The 17,339-nt window shown below is 53.7% G+C and carries 22 protein-coding genes and 1 tRNA gene; 17 read left to right on the top strand and 6 right to left on the bottom strand.

Features of this window, described 5'->3' with window-relative positions; genetic code table 11:
• Positions 1 to 59: 59 nt before the first annotated feature.
• Genes B9Z46_RS13875 through ptsP form a run of 4 tightly spaced genes read left to right on the top strand, consistent with a single transcriptional unit; the run spans position 60 to position 3,736 of the window.
• Complete coding sequence (locus B9Z46_RS13875; protein ID WP_233246023.1) at positions 60 to 1,313, top strand: MFS transporter; 1,254 nt, start codon at positions 60 to 62, stop codon at positions 1,311 to 1,313.
• Positions 1,310 to 1,753 (top strand): PTS sugar transporter subunit IIA, encoded by a 444-nt coding sequence (locus tag B9Z46_RS13870; protein ID WP_055359499.1) that lies wholly within the window; start codon positions 1,310 to 1,312, stop codon positions 1,751 to 1,753. Before B9Z46_RS13875 ends, B9Z46_RS13870 begins: the two co-directional genes overlap by 4 nt.
• The gene (locus B9Z46_RS13865) at positions 1,722 to 1,991 is read left to right on the top strand and encodes an HPr family phosphocarrier protein (RefSeq protein ID WP_108257186.1); all 270 of its coding nucleotides are present in this window, start codon (positions 1,722 to 1,724) and stop codon (positions 1,989 to 1,991) included. The genes B9Z46_RS13870 and B9Z46_RS13865 overlap by 32 nt, the downstream gene beginning before the upstream one ends.
• Positions 1,988 to 3,736 (top strand): phosphoenolpyruvate--protein phosphotransferase, encoded by a 1,749-nt coding sequence (gene ptsP / locus B9Z46_RS13860; RefSeq protein WP_055359501.1) that lies wholly within the window; start codon positions 1,988 to 1,990, stop codon positions 3,734 to 3,736. Before B9Z46_RS13865 ends, ptsP begins: the two co-directional genes overlap by 4 nt.
• 36 nt (positions 3,737 to 3,772) lie before the next feature.
• Here the strand turns inward: ptsP and B9Z46_RS13855 are convergent, their stop codons facing one another.
• From B9Z46_RS13855 to B9Z46_RS13835, 5 genes are read right to left on the bottom strand one after another with little or no spacing between them, the layout of a single operon-like run.
• Positions 3,773 to 4,660 carry a DMT family transporter gene (locus tag B9Z46_RS13855; protein ID WP_108257185.1) on the bottom strand — a complete coding sequence of 296 codons (888 nt, stop codon included), beginning with the start codon at positions 4,658 to 4,660 and terminating at the stop codon, positions 3,773 to 3,775.
• Positions 4,657 to 5,658: a lipoyl synthase gene (lipA, locus tag B9Z46_RS13850; RefSeq protein WP_108257184.1), complete on the bottom strand. Its 1,002-nt coding sequence runs from the start codon at positions 5,656 to 5,658 to the stop codon at positions 4,657 to 4,659. Before lipA ends, B9Z46_RS13855 begins: the two co-directional genes overlap by 4 nt.
• A gap of 38 nt (positions 5,659 to 5,696) precedes the next feature.
• The gene (gene lipB / locus B9Z46_RS13845) at positions 5,697 to 6,365 is read right to left on the bottom strand and encodes a lipoyl(octanoyl) transferase LipB (protein WP_108257183.1); all 669 of its coding nucleotides are present in this window, start codon (positions 6,363 to 6,365) and stop codon (positions 5,697 to 5,699) included.
• 20 nt (positions 6,366 to 6,385) lie between these two features.
• Positions 6,386 to 6,685: a YbeD family protein gene (locus tag B9Z46_RS13840; protein WP_055359505.1), complete on the bottom strand. Its 300-nt coding sequence runs from the start codon at positions 6,683 to 6,685 to the stop codon at positions 6,386 to 6,388.
• Between the two features lie 22 nt (positions 6,686 to 6,707).
• On the bottom strand, positions 6,708 to 7,154 hold the full coding sequence (locus B9Z46_RS13835) for a CopD family protein (RefSeq protein ID WP_108257182.1): 447 nt from the start codon (positions 7,152 to 7,154) through the stop codon (positions 6,708 to 6,710).
• A 171-nt stretch (positions 7,155 to 7,325) separates the two neighbouring features.
• Between B9Z46_RS13835 and B9Z46_RS13830 the strand changes: the two genes are divergently transcribed.
• The 12 genes from B9Z46_RS13830 to B9Z46_RS13775 all read left to right on the top strand — a co-directional run bounded on the left by B9Z46_RS13830 (position 7,326) and on the right by B9Z46_RS13775 (position 16,568).
• Complete coding sequence (locus B9Z46_RS13830) at positions 7,326 to 7,832, top strand: ATP synthase subunit I (protein ID WP_055359507.1); 507 nt, start codon at positions 7,326 to 7,328, stop codon at positions 7,830 to 7,832.
• A gap of 49 nt (positions 7,833 to 7,881) precedes the next feature.
• Positions 7,882 to 8,727: a F0F1 ATP synthase subunit A gene (gene atpB / locus B9Z46_RS13825; protein ID WP_055359508.1), complete on the top strand. Its 846-nt coding sequence runs from the start codon at positions 7,882 to 7,884 to the stop codon at positions 8,725 to 8,727.
• Positions 8,728 to 8,787: 60 nt separating this feature from the next.
• Entirely contained in the window at positions 8,788 to 9,036 is a 249-nt protein-coding gene (gene atpE, locus B9Z46_RS13820) for a F0F1 ATP synthase subunit C (RefSeq protein ID WP_055359509.1), read from the top strand.
• A 31-nt stretch (positions 9,037 to 9,067) separates the two neighbouring features.
• Positions 9,068 to 9,538: a F0F1 ATP synthase subunit B gene (locus tag B9Z46_RS13815; protein ID WP_055359510.1), complete on the top strand. Its 471-nt coding sequence runs from the start codon at positions 9,068 to 9,070 to the stop codon at positions 9,536 to 9,538.
• Positions 9,539 to 9,561: 23 nt separating this feature from the next.
• Positions 9,562 to 10,092, top strand: a complete 531-nt coding sequence (locus tag B9Z46_RS13810; RefSeq protein WP_055359511.1) for a F0F1 ATP synthase subunit delta — start codon at positions 9,562 to 9,564, stop codon at positions 10,090 to 10,092.
• A gap of 44 nt (positions 10,093 to 10,136) precedes the next feature.
• Positions 10,137 to 11,690: a F0F1 ATP synthase subunit alpha gene (atpA, locus tag B9Z46_RS13805; RefSeq protein WP_055359512.1), complete on the top strand. Its 1,554-nt coding sequence runs from the start codon at positions 10,137 to 10,139 to the stop codon at positions 11,688 to 11,690.
• A 27-nt stretch (positions 11,691 to 11,717) separates the two neighbouring features.
• Positions 11,718 to 12,602 (top strand): F0F1 ATP synthase subunit gamma, encoded by an 885-nt coding sequence (gene atpG, locus B9Z46_RS13800; RefSeq protein WP_055359513.1) that lies wholly within the window; start codon positions 11,718 to 11,720, stop codon positions 12,600 to 12,602.
• A 35-nt stretch (positions 12,603 to 12,637) separates the two neighbouring features.
• Positions 12,638 to 14,041 (top strand): F0F1 ATP synthase subunit beta, encoded by a 1,404-nt coding sequence (atpD, locus tag B9Z46_RS13795; protein WP_055359514.1) that lies wholly within the window; start codon positions 12,638 to 12,640, stop codon positions 14,039 to 14,041.
• 34 nt (positions 14,042 to 14,075) lie between these two features.
• Entirely contained in the window at positions 14,076 to 14,492 is a 417-nt protein-coding gene (locus B9Z46_RS13790) for a F0F1 ATP synthase subunit epsilon (protein WP_055359515.1), read from the top strand.
• Between the two features lie 73 nt (positions 14,493 to 14,565).
• On the top strand, positions 14,566 to 15,015 hold the full coding sequence (locus B9Z46_RS13785; protein WP_055359516.1) for a nuclear transport factor 2 family protein: 450 nt from the start codon (positions 14,566 to 14,568) through the stop codon (positions 15,013 to 15,015).
• 17 nt (positions 15,016 to 15,032) lie between these two features.
• Entirely contained in the window at positions 15,033 to 16,013 is a 981-nt protein-coding gene (locus B9Z46_RS13780; protein WP_108257181.1) for a YheT family hydrolase, read from the top strand.
• 9 nt (positions 16,014 to 16,022) lie between these two features.
• Positions 16,023 to 16,568, top strand: a complete 546-nt coding sequence (locus tag B9Z46_RS13775) for a DUF2946 family protein (protein ID WP_108257180.1) — start codon at positions 16,023 to 16,025, stop codon at positions 16,566 to 16,568.
• A 60-nt stretch (positions 16,569 to 16,628) separates the two neighbouring features.
• Here the strand turns inward: B9Z46_RS13775 and B9Z46_RS13770 are convergent, their stop codons facing one another.
• Positions 16,629 to 17,126, bottom strand: coding sequence for a cytochrome c5 family protein (locus tag B9Z46_RS13770; RefSeq protein ID WP_108257179.1), 498 nt, complete (start codon positions 17,124 to 17,126; stop codon positions 16,629 to 16,631).
• A gap of 137 nt (positions 17,127 to 17,263) precedes the next feature.
• Here B9Z46_RS13770 and B9Z46_RS13765 point away from each other — a divergent pair.
• A tRNA-Arg gene (locus B9Z46_RS13765) sits at positions 17,264 to 17,339 on the top strand.

The raw sequence follows: 17,339 nt of genomic DNA, 5'->3' as shown, positions 1-17,339 counted from the left end.
ATTTGCATGCATGCATGCACCGATAATGGGCACATGCAAGAATTTTTTGAAAGCGTGTCATGACCGAGCGTCAAACCCCAAGCCCCATGCTGGCGCAGCGACAAATGGTGGGGGTCTTCTTGGTCTTTGCATTTGCGTATTTTTTGTCCACCTTGATGCGCGCCATCACGGCGACCTTGTCGCCAGCCCTGACGCAAGAGTTGTCATTGTCCGCCCAAGACTTGGGTCTGTTGGCCGGTGGTTATTTTTTAGGCTTTTCGGCAACGCAGTTGCCCTTGGGCAAGTGGTTGGACCGGTACGGCCCTAAAACTGTCATTTTGTGTTTCTTGATCGTGGCGGTATTAGGTTGCGCCGCATTTGCCATGGCACAAAGTTTTGTGGGTCTGTGGTTGGCGCGCTTTTTGTGTGGTGTGGGCGTCAGTGCTTGTTTGATGGCGCCTTTGACAGGTTACCGCAGGTGGATGGATGCGGGTTCTCAGTTGCGGGCCAACTCATGGATGTTGATGACAGGCTCTTTGGGCATGTTGTCATCCACCTTGCCTGTGCAGTGGTTGATGCCCGTCACAGGGTGGCGCGCAATCTTTGCAGGCTTGGCAGTCTTGGTGGTGCTGGCCATGGTTCTCATTTACAAGGTGGTACCTGTTTGGGAAACGCAAAAGGCATCGCAAGACCCAACTGCAACAGAAGAGACCGGCTATGGACCTGTTTGGCGCAACGCCTATTTTTGGCGCATGGCGCCTGTGGGGTTCTTTTGTTATGCGGGCATGTTGGCGGTTCAAACCCTGTGGGCAGGTCCTTGGATGACGGTGGTGGGCGGCTACACACCGCTTGCCGCAGCGACTGGATTGTTTGCCATCAACTTGAGCATGCTGGTGACTTTCTGGATCTGGGGCCTGATCACGCCGCGCTTGGCCAAGCGCGGTATCAGCGCCAACAAATTGATTGCATGGGGTCAGCCGCTCAGTTTTGCGGTGCTGTTCGGTGTGATTTGGTTCGGTCCAGATCTGGGTGGCGCTTCTGCAGCAGCCCTGGCCTTGTTTTGTGTGACCAGTACTTTTGTGGCTTTGGCGCAGCCTGCCGTCGGCATGGCCTTTCCGTCGCATTTGGCGGGCCGTGCACTCTCGGCCTACAACTTGGTCATTTTCGTAGGGGTCTTTGTGGTGCAGTGGGGCATTGGTTTTGGCATTGACTTCTTCAAGTCACTGGGCTGGCCACCTGTTTTGGCTTTCCAGGCCGCTTTTACTGTGTTTGGTTTATGTGCGGTTTTGTCCTATGTTTATTTTCACTGGGCAAACCGCGATAATTCAGCATGATTGGAATTCTCATCATCGCCCATGCGCCTTTGGCTTCGGCCTTGCGCGATTGCGCTTTGCATGTTTACCCAGAGTGTGCGCTGGGTGTACAGGCGCTGGACATCTTGCCCAATGCAAGCCCTGATGAGAGCTTGCTTTTGGCCAAAGCTGCCCTGTCAAAGCTCAACACCACCGAAGTTTTGATGTTGAGTGACGTCTTTGGTGCGACGCCTTCCAATGTGGCGCAAAAACTCAATGACGGCATCGACACGCGTTTGCTGGCTGGCGTGAATTTGCCGATGCTGTTGCGCAGCGTCTGTTATCGACATGAATCATTAGATGCTTTGGCAACGCGCGCGCAGGCCGGTGGCGCGCAAGGCATCATTCCCGTAGGTTGCACTGCCCCTCAAAATCAATCAGGACCACGACATGCCCCAAGCTACGACGACCATCAGCAATAAGTTGGGCTTGCATGCCCGAGCTTCTGCCAAGCTGACCAAGTTGGCGGGTAGTTTTCCATGTGAAGTTTGGATTGCCAAAGGCGAGCGCCGCGTCAATGCCAAGAGCATCATGGGCGTGATGATGCTGGCCGCAGGCATTGGCAGCGAAGTGGTGATTGACACCGATGGCGAGCAAGCCCAAGAGGCGCTCGATGCGATGCTGGCCTTGATTGCCGATAAATTTGGTGAGGGTGAATGACCTTCAGCATTCATGGCTTGGCGGTTGCCAGAGGCATTGCCATTGGGCGTGCGGTGCTGGTGGCTTCCAGCCGCGTCGACGTTGCCCACTATTTCATTCAACCCTCGCAAGTTGAAGCTGAAATTGACCGTTTGCGTCAAGCGCGCGATGCGGTGGTCGAAGAACTCAAGCGTCTGCAAAAAGATTTAACCGACGATGCGCCGCCAGAGCTGGGCGCCTTGCTCGATGTGCACTTGATGTTGTTAGAGGACGAGAGTTTGTCCTTGGGCGTGAGGCACTGGATTGAGAACCGGCTGTACAACGCGGAATGGGCTGTCACCAGCCAAATGGAAGTGATTGGCCGCCAGTTCGATGAAATGGAAGATGCTTATTTGCGCGAGCGCAAATCAGACCTCGAACAAGTCACGGAACGCGTCTTACATTTCCTCAAAGGCGGAACATCGCCTGTTGTCAGAACCAAACCTCAGGCAAGGCCGCAGCAAGAGTTGCAGTTGGGTGACACCATGGATGTCCCCTTGGTGTTGGTGGCACACGACTTGTCGCCAGCCGACATGCTTCAGTTCAAACAGAGTGTGTTCACGGGTTTTGTGACGGATGTGGGCGGTAAAACCTCACACACCGCCATCGTGGCGCGCAGCCTCGACATCCCGGCGGTAGTGGGTGCACGCAGTGCCAGCCAACTCATTCGACAAGACGATTGGATCATCATCGATGGCGACATGGGCGTGGTCATTGTGGACCCCTCTCCCATCATCTTGGCGGAGTACGGTTTCAAGCAACGTCAAGGCGATCTAGAACGCGAGCGCCTCACCCGATTGCGTCACACTCCCGCCGTGACCTTGGACGGTCAAAAAATTGAATTGCTGGCCAATATTGAAATGCCAGAAGACGCCGACACCGCGATCAGAGTGGGCGCTGTGGGTGTCGGTCTTTTTAGAAGCGAGTTTTTGTTCATGGGCCGGCAAGGTGATTTGCCAGGTGAAGAAGAGCAGTTTCAACAATACCGACGAGCCGTGGAAGGCATGCAAGGCTTGCCAGTCACCATTCGAACGGTGGACGTGGGTGCCGATAAACCCCTGGACGAAGCAAGGCATGACGCAGCGCATTTGAACCCGGCATTGGGTTTGCGCGCCATTCGTTGGAGCTTGGCCGATCCTGAAATGTTTTTAACGCAGCTGCGCGCCATTTTGCGCGCAGCCGCTTTGGGCAAAGTCAATTTGCTGGTGCCCATGCTGGCGCATGCCAGTGAAATTCACCAGACCATGGCACTCGTCAAGCAAGCGCAACTTGATTTGGATGCGCGCGGCGTTGCTTATGGCCATGTGCGCTTGGGCGCGATGATCGAAATTCCGGCGGCCGCTTTGTCCTTGAAGTTGTTCTTAAAGCATTTTGATTTCTTGTCCATTGGCACCAATGACTTGATTCAATACACCTTGGCGATTGACCGCGCCGATGAAAGCGTGGCGCATTTGTACGACCCATTGCACCCAGCCGTGTTGCGTTTGGTGGCCGACACCATTGCCGAAGGTGCAGCGCAAGGCAAAAGTGTGTCGGTGTGCGGTGAGATGGCGGGGGATGTGAATTTGACGCGCCTCTTGCTGGGCATGGGCTTGCGCAGTTTTTCGATGCACCCTTCTCAAGTGCTGCTGGTCAAGCAACAAATATTGCGCGCAGACACCGAGAAACTCAAAGCACTGGCACAGCAAGTGTTGGCATCCGAAGATCCCGCCAGTTTGTTAACTTGACGCGCAGTTTTCAAACCAAGCTTTCAGCTTGAAGTTTCAGCCCAAGCTTTCAAACTTTGGATCGTTGGCTGCTTCCTGTGGCCCTGTGTTGCGACCCAACCAAGCACCGCCCACAATCAACAAGCCCGCCAAGGCCACCACTGGTGTCAGCGCCTCTTGGCGGTCTATCAGTAACAAGACCGTGGAGCCCAAAGGTGTGATGAAGCTGAGCAATCCAATGTGCTGCGCATTGCCATTTTTCAGCGCGGCATCCCACAGGTAAAACGCCAAACCCAGAGGGCCAAGTCCCATCCAAACCAAAAGGCCTGCATCTTGTGTGCTCAAAGTCACGGGCGTCTCGAGTGCCGCATGGCAAACCAGTGACAACAAGCCGGACACCAAGCCGAAGGTACCGATGGCGGCTGTGTGGAAAGCTTTCACACGTTGAGTCATGAGTGAGTAGGTAGCCCAAATGAAGGCAGACGCCAAGGCCGCCAAATAGCCCACATCGAAATCAGCGCTGATGGCTTTGCCGCCTGTCATGACCAAGGCTGCACCAGCAAATCCGGCAAGCGCAGCGATCACTTGTCGCAGTTTGAGTTGAGTGTGTTTGTTGAAGAGCGGCGCCAGAACCACGATGAGCAAAGGCCACAGGTAGTTGACCAAGTTGGCTTGAATTGCAGGCGCTGTGCGAAATGCAACGAACAATAAAAAGTGATAGCCAAACAAACCGTAAACGCCAAGGAGCAAGCTTGAGGTGGGCACGATGGCCAAGCGCCATTTAAAACCTGACCAAGGCAGCGCCACCAAACTGCCGATGAGCAAGGCGCAGCCCGCCGTGAGAAAGGGCGGTAAGTGTGACAAGCGAACGCCGACAGGGGCCAGGGTAGCCCACAAGGCAATAGCGCCTAGCGCTAGCCAAGTTGCACGAACAGATGTTTTCAACGCGACAAGCTCGCACCATGCGCCTGTTGGTCGGCGTGATAACTTGACCGCACCATGGCGCCCACGGCGGCATGCTTGAAGCCCATCTCATAGGCTTTCTCTTCAAACATCTTGAAGGTGTCAGGATGAACGTAACGCTTCACGGGCAAGTGGCTGTTGGACGGTGCCAAGTACTGACCTAAGGTGAGCATTTCAATGTTGTGCTCGCGCATCTCGCGCATCACGGCCAAAATTTCTTCATCGGTTTCGCCCAAGCCCACCATCAAACCAGATTTGGTTGGCACGTTGGGGAAGAGCGCTTTGAACTTTTTCAAGAGTTGCAGTGAAAACTGATAGTCAGAGCCGGGGCGTACTTCTTTGTACAAGCGTGGCACGGTTTCCAAGTTGTGGTTCATCACATCGGGCGGAGCGGCTTTCAAAATTTCCAAAGCGCGATCGTCACGGCCGCGGAAGTCGGGCACCAGGACTTCAATTTGTGTGAGTGGTGACAGCGCGCGCGTTTCGCGGATGCAATCGACAAAGTGTCCGGCACCGCCATCGCGCAGATCGTCGCGGTCCACACTGGTGATCACCACATAGCTGAGTTTCAAATCTGCAATGGTGCGCGCCAAGTTGGCGGGCTCGTTCACATCCAGCGGATCGGGGCGGCCATGGCCCACATCGCAGAAGGGGCAGCGGCGCGTGCATTTGTCGCCCATGATCATGAAGGTGGCCGTGCCCTTGCCAAAGCATTCGCCGATGTTCGGGCAACTGGCTTCTTCACAGACCGTGACCAATTTGTTTTTGCGAAGGATGTCTTTGATTTCGTAAAAACGTGTGGTGGGTGAACCTGCTTTGACGCGAATCCAATCTGGTTTTTTCAGCACCTCACCGGGTTCAACTTTGATGGGAATGCGAGACAGCTTGGCCGCCGCTTTTTGCTTGGCTGTGGCGTCGTAGTTTTCGACAGTTTGCGCCTCACGCACAACGTTGCGTGCGGCGTCGGTATCTTTGGTCATCACATTCTTTCAGTGTCGTGGGCTCGGTTGTCGTCGGCTCAGGGCGATAGCAGGGGCGTGAGTTTGAACGCCAACACATCAGCCGCTTCTTCCCAAGTTGTATTCACCCCCATTGTAAAAAGGTCCACGGTTTGCAATCCAGCATAGCCGCAAGGATTGATGCGTTGGAAGGGTTCGAGGTCCATTCTCACGTTCAAGGCCAGCCCGTGGTAGGTGCATTGTCGACTGACTTTGATGCCCAAGGCGCTGATTTTTCCAAGGCCTTTGAAGGGGTCGCCTGGGTTGGCAGGTCCTGTGAGTGCGGTGTGCGCAAAAGGATCTGCCAAGCGAACGTAAATGCCGGGTGCGTTGGCCACTCGGTGACCCGTGACGCCGAAATGCGCCAAGGTTCGAATGACGGCCTCTTCAAGGCGGTACACATATTCTTTGACGAAGTAGCCGGCGCGTTGTAAGTTGACCATGGGATAGGCCATGACCTGGCCTGGGCCGTGATACGTGACTTGGCCACCGCGGTTGGTGGCAATGACAGGGATGTCGCCCGCATGCAGCACATGACCTGCCAAGCCGGCCAAACCTTGTGTGAAGACGGGCGGGTGCTCGCAAAGCCAGAGCTCATCGGCAGTCTCTGAGCTTCTTTGCGCTGTGAAATCTTGCATGGCCTGGTAGGCCTCTAAATAAGCGACCAGCCCTGAACGTTTGACCAACATCTTGCTTGACGACTCAGGCTTTAAAGTGCCACCTTGACCATGGGGTGGCTGGTCAAGGCGCGGTACATGTTGTCGAGTTGTTCTCGGCTGGTGGCCCTGATGGTCAAAGTCACGCTCAGGTAGTTGCCCGCTTTGCTGGGCCGCATTTCGATGGTGGCAGGGTTGAAGCTGGGGTCAAATTGCTGAGCTACTTGCGCCATGGCTTCTGCAAACCCATCAACGCGAGCGCCCATGACCTTGATGGGAAAGTCGCAGGGGTACTCGATCAGCGACTCCTTGCGTGGATCTTCTTTGAAGGGGGGCGTAAGAGATGCGCTCATAGGATTGGATTGTAAAAAACGTTTATCGCCAAATGACCACGGCACCTACGGCCAGCCAGCCAAGTGCGAAATTCAAAATCATCAGGGGGTGTATTTTGGCCAATTGTGACGCCGCCGAAGGCAGGTCCTCTTGCGCCAGGGCCAATTTCATTTTCCGAAAAGGCACGGCATAAATGTGCCCAAAGATGAGGCACATGAGGGTGCCGATGCCCAACATGGCATGCCAACCCTTGGGCGCCAGTTTCATGTCAACCCCAACCAACATGGCACTTCCCGTCAAAATCAAAATGAAGACGCAAGCGGCCACCACATTGAAAAACCGACCCATGGCCATTGCCAGAAACGGCAAACGCAATGGTGGTTCGAACATCGCAATGGCTGCAGGTCGCACGGCCCAAATCATGGCGGCCATGCCGCCAAGCCAAACAACACCTGCGGCCAGGTGGCTAAATTTAATGAGTTCGTACATGAAAGGAATCCCGGTTGGAGCGCAATTGAGAAGAATTTGCCAACTTCCATTGTGGCCTTTTTTAGCCATATGGGTTTTCACCTATAATCGTGAGCTTTGCGGAACCTTGGGATATTTCTGTAACCTGTGTGTAAACATACAGACAGACAATCCCGCCACAAGATTTGCCCAATGAAGACAGCGCGCGACAACGGCCAAGTCCTTGGTGCCCCAAGTTCATACGATGCGTATGACAATGCGGACACCCAAGACTTCAAGCCGCTTACCGCTGAAGAAGTGCAGGAATTGCGCCTTCAGCAACCGCTACTCTCTATTTGGCGTGTGGTTCTGGCGCAAATAGTGGTGGGTTCGGCCGTTGCGGCTCTAACTTGGCTCTTCACGGGGCGGGTTTCGGCAGCATGGTCAGCAGCTTACGGGGGTTTGGCGGTGGTGGTCCCAGCAGCGTTGTTCGCGCGGGGTTTAACCAGCAAAGCCACCACCGTGAATTCAGGAACTGCGGTTTTTGGGTTTTTGCTGTGGGAATTGGTCAAGATTGGTCTCACGATCGCCATGCTTTATGCGGCGGTCTGGCTGGTCAAAGATTTGAGTTGGCCTGCCATGTTGGTGGGCCTGGTGGTGACGATGAAGGTTTATTGGGTGGTGTTTGCCTGGCGCAAAGTGTTTCACCCAGTTGTCTAAGTTGTGCCCAAGTTGAAAAGTTAAAGTAAATTTTTAAAGAGCCTAGAGAATGTCAGCTGCAAACGCTCCCAGCGCCGGTGAATACATTGGCCACCACCTGACCCATCTGCAAAACAAGCCGATGGCAGGTGTGATTGACTTTTCAGTCTTCAACATCGACTCCATCTTCTGGGGTATTTTGTTGGGTGTTTTGGGCAGCTTTTTGCTTTGGAAGGCTGCCAGCAAGGCCACTTCTGGCGTTCCTGGTCGTTTCCAGGCTGCTGTTGAGATTTTGTTCGAAATGGTCGACTCCCAAGCTAAGGGCATCATCCACAACGCGCAAAGCCGCAAATTGGTATCCCCTTTGGCCCTGACCGTTTTTGTCTGGATCTTCTTGCTCAACTCAATGGACTTCTTGCCTGTTGACTTGTTCCACAAAGTGTTCGAGTGGACTGGCGTTGACCACAGCATTCATTATTTCCGCGTTGTGCCTACTGCCGATTTGTCCAGCACTTTGGGCATGTCTGTGTCGGTTTTGCTGATTTGTATTTACTACAACATCAAAATCAAGGGCTTGGGCGGTTGGTTCCATGAGTTGACCACAGCGCCCTTTGGTGCGCACCCCATTTTGTGGCCCTTCAACTTTGTGTTCCAAATGATTGAATTCGTCGCCAAAACCGTGTCTCACGGCATGCGACTGTTCGGCAACATGTATGCCGGCGAACTGATTTTCATGTTGATCGCTTTGATGGGTGGTACAGCCGCCATGTCATTGACTGGCATCTTGATGCCTATCGGTCACGTGATCGCTGGCTCCATTTGGGCCATCTTCCATATCTTGATCGTGGCTTTGCAAGCTTTCATTTTCATGATGTTGACTTTGGTCTACATCGGTCAAGCGCACGACGCTCACTAAGCGTCACAATTTAGTTTAGTTTTTCTCAACCTTTCCATCATCATCCATAGGAGCAATTAAATGGAACACGTTCTCGGTTACGTCGCTTTGGCAGCTGGTCTCATCATCGGCATGGGCGCGATTGGCGCTTGTATCGGTATCGGCATCATGGGCAGCAAATACCTCGAAGCAGCTGCTCGTCAACCTGAGTTGATGAACGAACTTCAAACCAAAATGTTCTTGTTGGCTGGTTTGATCGACGCGGCTTTCCTGATTGGCGTTGGTATCGCCATGATGTTCGCTTTCGCGAATCCGTTTGTTCTGAAGTAATTCCTGCAACAACCAAAAGAAAGGTGTTGCCGTGAGTATCAATGCAACCCTGTTTGTTCAAGCCATTGTTTTTGCAATTCTGGTTTGGTTCACGATGAAATTCGTGTGGCCACCCCTTGCAGCCGCATTGGATGAACGAGCTCAAAAAATCGCCGACGGCCTCGCCGCTGCTGACAAAGCCAAATCAGAACTCGCTGCTGCAAACCAGCGCGTGGAAGCTGAATTGGCCACCTCACGCAACGAAACGGCTTCTCGCTTGGCTGACGCCGAGCGCCGTGCTTTGACGATCATCGAAGAAGCCAAAGCCCGTGCCACTGAAGAAGGCAACAAGATCATTGCTGCAGCGAAAGCTGAAGCAGAGCAACAAACGGTGAATGCCCGTGAAACTTTGCGCGAGCAAGTTGCGGCATTGGCTGTGAAGGGCGCCGAGCAGATTCTCCGCAAGGAAGTCAATGCGGGTGTTCATGCTGATCTGTTGAACCGTCTGAAGACCGAGCTGTAATTTTTTATCAGTCCGAGAAGACCATGGCAGAACTTGCAACCATCGCCCGCCCTTACGCTGATGCGCTTTTCAAAGCGCAATCGGCCGACCTTGCGGGTACTGCAGCTTGGCTCGACGAGCTTGCCGCAGTTGCGAGCAACTCGCAACTGTTGCAATTCTCTGAAAACCCCAAGGTGACCGACGCGCAAGTGTTCGATCTGATTTCTGGTGTCGTGAAAACCGCGTTGCCAGCAGCAGGTCAAAACTTCTTGCGTTTGGCCATTGAAAACCGCCGTCTTAGTGCATTGCCCGAAATTGCCAGCCAATTTCGCGCACTTAAAAATGCACAAGGTGGCACCGCCGATGCGATTGTTCACAGTGCTTTCCCCATTGATGCAGCCGCTTTGGCTGATCTGTCTGGAACACTGGAAAAGCGTTTTGGCCGCAAACTCAACGTCAGCGTTGAGGTCGATGCGTCACTGATTGGTGGCGTGCGCGTGGTCGTTGGGGACGAAGTGTTAGATACCTCCGTCAAGGCCCGTCTGGAACAAATGAAAGTGGCCCTCACTGCTTAAGGCAGCGAGAGTCCGGATCTATTTAAAGAAAGAAGGAAAGAGTCATGCAACTCAATCCAGCAGAAATTTCTGAGCTGATCAAGAGCCGAATCCAAGGTTTGTCTTCTGATGCAGACATCCGCAACCAAGGCACTGTGGTGTCCGTGACTGACGGTATCGTGCGCGTGCACGGTTTGTCAGACGTGATGCAAGGCGAGATGCTTGAGTTCCCCGCTACTGCCGCTGGTGTTGCCACCTTCGGTTTGGCTTTGAACTTGGAGCGTGACTCTGTCGGCGCCGTGATTTTGGGTGAGTACGAGCACATCTCTGAAGGCGACACTGTCAAATGTACAGGTCGCATTTTGGAAGTGCCCGTGGGCCCCGAGCTGATTGGCCGTGTGGTCAACGCTTTGGGTCAGCCGATTGACGGCAAAGGCCCCATCAATGCCAAGATGACCGACGTGATCGAAAAGGTTGCGCCTGGTGTGATCGCTCGTAAATCAGTTGACCAGCCAATGCAAACTGGCTTGAAGTCCATTGACTCCATGGTGCCCGTGGGCCGTGGTCAGCGTGAATTGATCATTGGTGACCGTCAGACTGGTAAAACAGCTGTGGCCATCGACGCCATCATCAACCAAAAAGGTCAGAACATGACCTGCGTGTACGTGGCGATTGGTCAAAAAGCTTCTTCCATCAAGAACGTGGTTCGCGCGTTGGAACAAGCTGGCGCCATGGCTTACACCATCGTGGTGGCTGCCTCCGCTTCTGAATCTGCAGCGATGCAATACGTGTCAGCCTACTCTGGTTGCACCATGGGCGAGTACTTCCGCGACCGCGGCGAAGACGCATTGATCGTTTATGACGATCTGTCCAAGCAAGCTGTGGCTTACCGTCAAGTGTCATTGCTTTTGCGCCGTCCACCAGGCCGCGAAGCTTACCCTGGCGACGTGTTCTATCTCCACAGCCGTTTGCTCGAGCGTGCAGCCCGCGTGAATGCCGACTACGTCGAAGCTTTCACCAAAGGCGCTGTCAAAGGCAAAACAGGTTCGCTCACAGCTTTGCCAATCATTGAGACGCAAGCCGGCGACGTGTCTGCCTTCGTGCCAACCAACGTGATTTCGATTACCGACGGCCAGATCTTCTTGGAAACATCACTGTTCAACGCTGGTATTCGTCCCGCGATTAACGCTGGTATTTCTGTGTCTCGCGTGGGTAGCTCGGCTCAAACCAAAGTCATCAAGGGTCAGTCTGGCGGTATCCGTACCGACTTGGCGCAGTACCGTGAATTGGCTGCGTTCGCGCAGTTCGCTTCTGACTTGGACGAATCCACACGCAAACAACTCGACCGCGGTGCCCGCGTGACAGAACTCTTGAAGCAGGCGCAGTACAGCCCACAATCCATCAGCTTGATGGGTGCTTCTTTGTTCGCCGTCAACAAAGGTTTCATGGACGACGTGGACGTGAAGAAAATTCTGTCCTTCGAAAGCGGTTTGCACGCGTACCTCAAAGATAAATGTGCCGCTTTGTTGGCCAAGATCGAAGAGACCAAAGCTTTGGACAAAGACGCCGAAGCCGAGTTGAACGCTGCTGTTGCTGCATTCAAGAAAACTTTTGCTTAATTTCTACCTGACCAAAAGGAGCCTCTGATGGCATCGGGCAAGGAACTACGCACCAAGATCAAATCGGTGGAAAACACCAAGAAGATCACCAAAGCGATGGAGATGATTTCTGTCTCCAAAATGCGCAAGGCGCAGGAGCGCATGCGCACGGCACGTCCTTACGCTGAGAAAATTCGCGCCATCGCGACCAATCTCGGCAAGGCCAACCCTGAGTATGTGCACGCTTACATGAAGCACTCCGACGGCAAAGCCGTTGGCTTCATTGTGGTCACCACTGACAAAGGTTTGTGCGGCGGTTTGAACACCAACTTGTTGCGCGCAGTCACTGCACAGTTGCGTGACACACAAGCCGCTGGCAAAACTGCGCAAGCAGTGGCCATCGGTAGCAAAGGTTTGGGTTTCCTGAACCGCGTGGGTGCCAAAGTGGTGTCACAAGTGACGCACTTGGGCGACAAACCCCATTTGGAAAAACTCATCGGCCCCGTCAAGGTGATGCTCGATGCGTATGCCAATGGCGAGTTGAGCGCGGTTTACCTTTGCTACAACAAGTTCATCAGCACCATGGCCCAACAGCCCACCATCGATCAGTTGCTGCCTTTGTCAGCAGACAAGATGGAAGCTGAAACCCAGGCCGCTGGTTCGCATCATGGTTGGGACTATTTGTACGAACCCGATGCACAAGCCGTCATTGACGACTTGTTGGTTCGTTATGCGGAAGCTTTGGTTTACCAAGCTGTTGCAGAAAACATGGCCTCCGAGCACGCTGCTCGCATGGTCGCCATGAAAGCTGCAACAGACAACGCGGGTAATGTGATTGGCGAGCTCAAACTCGTTTACAACAAAACTCGTCAAGCAGCCATCACGAAAGAATTGTCCGAAATCGTTTCTGGCGCTGCGGCGATCAGCGGTTAAGACAGTTCAGCTAATTCAAATTATTGGAGCGAAAAATGCAAGCCCAAGGAAAAATTGTTCAATGTATTGGCGCCGTGGTTGACGTGGAATTTCCACGCGATCAAATGCCCAAGATTTATGATGCCCTGAAAATGGAAGGCTCTGCCTTGACATTGGAAGTGCAGCAGCAACTCGGTGACGGCGTGGTGCGTACCATTGCGCTGGGTTCATCCGACGGTCTGCGCCGCGGCTTGATGGTGTCCAACACGGGCAACCCCATCACAGTGCCTGTGGGCAAAGCCACATTGGGCCGCATCATGGACGTGCTCGGCACGCCCATCGACGAGCGCGGTCCTGTCAGCCAAGAACTGACAGCTTCCATTCACCGTAAGGCCCCTGCGTATGACGAATTGAGCCCTTCACAAGAATTGCTGGAAACCGGCATCAAGGTGATTGACTTGGTTTGCCCATTCGCCAAAGGCGGTAAAGTGGGTCTGTTCGGTGGTGCCGGTGTGGGCAAAACTGTGAACATGATGGAACTGATTAACAACATCGCTAAAGCGCACAGCGGCTTGTCCGTGTTCGCTGGTGTGGGTGAGCGTACACGTGAAGGTAACGACTTCTATCACGAGATGGCTGACTCTGGTGTGGTGAATCTGGAAAACCTGCCTGAGTCCAAAGTGGCGATGGTTTACGGTCAGATGAACGAACCCCCAGGTAACCGTTTGCGCGTGGCCCTCACAGGTTTGACCATTGCGGAATCTTTCCGTGACGAAGGCAAAGACGTGTTGTTCTTCGTGGACAACATCTACCGTTACACATTGGCCGGTACCGAAGTGTCCGCCTTGTTGGGTCGTATGCCTTCTGCTGTGGGTTATCAGCCTACACTGGCCGAAGAAATGGGCCGTTTGCAAGAGCGTATTACTTCCACCAAAGTGGGCTCCATCACTTCCATCCAAGCCGTTTACGTGCCAGCCGATGACTTGACCGACCCGTCACCTGCCACAACGTTTGCTCACTTGGACTCCACCGTGGTGTTGTCTCGTGACATCGCCTCTTTGGGTATCTACCCTGCTGTGGATCCTTTGGACTCTACAAGCCGTCAGCTCGATCCTTTGGTCGTGGGCGTGGACCACTACGAAACAGCGCGCGCTGTTCAAGGCACACTGCAGCGTTATCGCGAACTGCGCGACATCATTGCGATTATGGGTATGGACGACTTGGCACCAGAAGACAAGTTGGCTGTGGCCCGTGCACGTAAGATTCAGCGTTTCTTGTCTCAGCCTTTCCACGTTGCTGAAGTCTTCACAGGCTCACCCGGCAAGTACGTGACATTGGCCGAAACCATCCGCGGTTTCAAAATGATTGTGGCTGGCGAGTGCGACCACTTGCCAGAGCAAGCGTTCTACATGGTGGGTACCATTGACGAAGCCTTCGAAAAGGCCAAGAAAATGGCGTAAGCCATTTTTGTAAACCCTTTTCAAGGAACACACTATGAACACCCTCCGCGTTGATGTGGTCAGTGCCGAAGAGTCCATCTTCTCAGGTGAAGCCCGTTTCGTGGCCTTGCCTGGTGAGGCCGGCGAGTTGGGCATTTATCCCCGTCACACACCGTTGATCTCACGCATCAAGGCTGGTTCCGTTCGCATCGAAAAAACCGATGGCACCGAAGAGTTCGTCTTCGTGGCTGGCGGTGTTTTGGAAGTGCAACCCGACCACGTGACTGTGTTGTCAGACACTGCGATTCGCGGTAAAGACTTGGACGAAGAAAAAGCCAATGCAGCCAAAGCCGCTGCAGAGGATGCCCTTCGCAATGCCAAGTCTGAAATCGACATGGCGCGTGCGCAAAGCGAGCTGGCAGTTTTTGCTGCCCAGCTGGCAGCCTTGCGCAAGTTCCGCACTAAAAAATAAAATGATGGCGTTCAACACGCTGATCGTTTTCTGAAACCCGGCGCACGCCGGGTTTTTTGTTTTCAAGGACACCATGCGCAAAGCTAAACTTCGAGCAGCCACCTTGGGTGGCAATCCTGATGATGTGGAAGCCACTTTCTATGATGCCCTCCGACAAGGCGACATTGAACGGCTGATGTCTTGCTGGGCCGATGAAGAAGAAATTGTGTGTGTCCACCCAGGCGGACCTCGGCTTGTCGGTGCAGGTGCCATTCGCGCCACATTTGAAGCCATGTTCGCCAATGGCACCGTTCAAGCGCATCCCGAAAACATTCACAAAGTGGATGCGTTGGCCAGCGCCATGCATCACTTGATAGAGCGGGTCGAAGTGTTGGGCGCCGACGGCCCGCAAACGGCGTACGTGATTGCCACCAACGTGTATCACAAGACACCACAAGGCTGGCGAATGGTTGCGCACCATGCAAGCCCCGGCACGCCGCACGCACCCCAAGAAATGTCGTCAAGCCCATCGGTTTTGCACTGAGAGTTGAGAAACCGTTAATGCAATACGCATCACCGTGGTGGCTGCCTGGCGGCCATTTGCAAACCATTTGGCCGGCGCTCTATTCACGCCGTTATGCACCTGCAGTCTGGCGCCGCGAAAGATGGACCACCCCCGACCAAGATTTTGTGGATGTGGATTTTTGTGAATCTGCAAGGGCAGATGTGGCCAAACCTTTGCTGGTTTTGTTTCATGGCCTAGAAGGATCATCAGGCAGCCACTACGCGCAAGCATTTGCTGATTGGGCGCAACACCACCAATGCGACTTGGCTGTGCCTCACTTCAGGGGATGCAGTGGCAGCTTGAACTTGGGCCCACGAGCCTATCATTCTGGCGATCACGAAGAGATCGATTTTTTCTTGCGAAAGTTCAAGCAACAAGCAGATGCAAATCAGCGACCTGGCGTGCTTGCGGCGGGTGTGTCCTTGGGAGGCAATGCATTGATGCGATGGGCGGGCGAACAAGGACAAAGCGCGCAATCTGTGGTGAAAGCCGTTGCGTCCATTTGCTCCCCCTTGGATTTAACGGCCAGTGGCAAAGCCATCGGCGAAGGTTTCAATCGACAGGTTTACACGCGCATGTTTTTGCGCACCATGAAACCCAAAGCCATGGCCAAGTTGAAGCAACACCCAGGCTTGTTTGATCCTCAAAAGTTGTTAGCGTCCAAAGATTTGTATGAGTTCGACAATGTGTTCACGGCGCCATTGCATGGCTTTCAGAACACCGACGATTACTGGCACAAAGCTTCTGCATTGCCCGTGATGTTGCACATTGCAGTACCGGCTTTGGCATTGAATGCAGTGAACGATCCCTTTGTGCCTGCATACAGTTTGCCGACACAACAGAAAGTCAGTACTTACGTAGAATTGTGGCAACCTCAACATGGCGGTCATGTTGGATTTGCAAAAGGGTCTCTGCCCGGCCATTTGAAGGCCATGCCGCAAGCGGTTGGTGCGTGGCTGTTGCAGCATTTGAAATGAGTGAGCGCAATGGATGACTTAGTCAAACAAGCCATGGCCAAATGGCCCAATGTGCCAGATTGCTATGGCTGGTTGGGGCTGGACGAGCGAGGTCATTGGTACCTCCGAGACGATGCGGCACAGGCCAGTGGCAGTTTTCAAAGTGGTGCAAAAGGGGCCAAGGGCTCACTGCTTCGGCACGAGAAGTTGATTGAATTCATCCATCGAAATTACGCACCCGATGCGCAGGGTGCTTGGTTTTTCCAGAATGGCCCTCAACGAGTTTACGTCGAGTTGGCTTTGACGCCTTTGGTTTGGCGTTTGTCAGATGACTTTCAATTGATGGCCCAAACAGGTCAAACGGCGCAGGTTCAGGCTTGCTATACGGACGAAGAAGGCCGCGTGTACTTCAACACGTCGATGGGCTTTGGCCTGCTTCACACCCTGGACGTTGGCAAAGCCGCAGAGGGCCTTGAGCAAGGCTTGTGGCAGCTCGAGACAACAGAAGCTGCCAACTTGCAAACGGCGTTTGCTTTCAGAATCAGCCCTGCGGCAGACAAGAAAAAACCGCTCTGATTTGCATCGAGCGGTTTTGTTTGAAAGGCGTAGGCTTTTTAGCCACGCCAGATCAGAGAATTACTTCTTTTCTTCAGCAGCAGGTGCCGGTGCTTCTGGCTCTTTGAATTTGCCGCCAGCTTGTGACGCCATGTAGGCCACAGCACGTGCAATTTCCAGGTCGCTGAATTCGCCGCCAGCTTGTGCGCTCATTGCACCTTTACCTTTGAGTGCGGAATTCACCAAAGACTCGAAGGTGTTTTTGATGCGTGGGGCCCAAGCGGCCACATCGCCAAATTTAGGTGCACCGGCCGCACCTGAAGCGTGGCAAGCAGCACATTGTGCTTTGTAGACATCTTCGCCAGGGCGAGCGGCTTTGGCTGCATCGCGGAATTGAACGGCGCCCACTTTTTGAATCCGCTCGGCGACGTCGCGTTCGGCATTGCTGTAGGTCACAGTGGTTTTGCTGAGGTCGAAATAAGCAAAGATGATGATTGCAGCGCAGGCAATGATCAACCAAAGGTCTGATTTAGAGATTTTGGAATTGCCGGAATGGCTGTCGTGACTGTTCGTGCTCATGGCGTCCTCAGAAATTCTGTGCGATGTTTGGGGGTGCTAAATAGAGCCGAAATTATAACCGCGGGGTGACCGCATGGTGGGGCGACGTCTGCGAGAGAAGTCCCCATGCCATAATTGTCGCAAACACCATTCCTAGCGCGGCTGTAGCTCAGTGGATAGAGTATTGGCCTCCGAAGCCAAGGGTCGTGGGTTCGATCCCCGCCAGCCGCACCA

The organism is Limnohabitans sp. Hippo4, from assembly GCF_003063605.1.
GTDB lineage: Bacteria > Pseudomonadota > Gammaproteobacteria > Burkholderiales > Burkholderiaceae_C > Limnohabitans_A.
Note: the sequence above shows the minus strand (reverse complement) of the source record. Positions and strands in the feature narration are given on the sequence as shown.

Coding starts and splice junctions, on each gene's coding strand:
- lipA (WP_108257184.1), bottom strand. CDS start 5,658: ATGACCAAAGATACCGACGCCGCACGCAACGTTGTGCGTGAGGCGCAA.
- B9Z46_RS13785 (WP_055359516.1), top strand. CDS start 14,566: ATGCGCAAAGCTAAACTTCGAGCAGCCACCTTGGGTGGCAATCCTGAT.
- B9Z46_RS13790 (WP_055359515.1), top strand. CDS start 14,076: ATGAACACCCTCCGCGTTGATGTGGTCAGTGCCGAAGAGTCCATCTTC.
- atpG (WP_055359513.1), top strand. CDS start 11,718: ATGGCATCGGGCAAGGAACTACGCACCAAGATCAAATCGGTGGAAAAC.
- B9Z46_RS13775 (WP_108257180.1), top strand. CDS start 16,023: ATGGATGACTTAGTCAAACAAGCCATGGCCAAATGGCCCAATGTGCCA.
- B9Z46_RS13840 (WP_055359505.1), bottom strand. CDS start 6,685: ATGAGCGCATCTCTTACGCCCCCCTTCAAAGAAGATCCACGCAAGGAG.
- B9Z46_RS13870 (WP_055359499.1), top strand. CDS start 1,310: ATGATTGGAATTCTCATCATCGCCCATGCGCCTTTGGCTTCGGCCTTG.
- B9Z46_RS13875 (WP_233246023.1), top strand. CDS start 60: ATGACCGAGCGTCAAACCCCAAGCCCCATGCTGGCGCAGCGACAAATG.
- B9Z46_RS13770 (WP_108257179.1), bottom strand. CDS start 17,126: ATGAGCACGAACAGTCACGACAGCCATTCCGGCAATTCCAAAATCTCT.
- atpE (WP_055359509.1), top strand. CDS start 8,788: ATGGAACACGTTCTCGGTTACGTCGCTTTGGCAGCTGGTCTCATCATC.
- B9Z46_RS13830 (WP_055359507.1), top strand. CDS start 7,326: ATGAAGACAGCGCGCGACAACGGCCAAGTCCTTGGTGCCCCAAGTTCA.
- atpB (WP_055359508.1), top strand. CDS start 7,882: ATGTCAGCTGCAAACGCTCCCAGCGCCGGTGAATACATTGGCCACCAC.
- atpD (WP_055359514.1), top strand. CDS start 12,638: ATGCAAGCCCAAGGAAAAATTGTTCAATGTATTGGCGCCGTGGTTGAC.
- B9Z46_RS13810 (WP_055359511.1), top strand. CDS start 9,562: ATGGCAGAACTTGCAACCATCGCCCGCCCTTACGCTGATGCGCTTTTC.
- lipB (WP_108257183.1), bottom strand. CDS start 6,365: ATGTTGGTCAAACGTTCAGGGCTGGTCGCTTATTTAGAGGCCTACCAG.
- B9Z46_RS13835 (WP_108257182.1), bottom strand. CDS start 7,154: ATGTACGAACTCATTAAATTTAGCCACCTGGCCGCAGGTGTTGTTTGG.
- B9Z46_RS13865 (WP_108257186.1), top strand. CDS start 1,722: ATGCCCCAAGCTACGACGACCATCAGCAATAAGTTGGGCTTGCATGCC.
- B9Z46_RS13780 (WP_108257181.1), top strand. CDS start 15,033: ATGCAATACGCATCACCGTGGTGGCTGCCTGGCGGCCATTTGCAAACC.
- ptsP (WP_055359501.1), top strand. CDS start 1,988: ATGACCTTCAGCATTCATGGCTTGGCGGTTGCCAGAGGCATTGCCATT.
- atpA (WP_055359512.1), top strand. CDS start 10,137: ATGCAACTCAATCCAGCAGAAATTTCTGAGCTGATCAAGAGCCGAATC.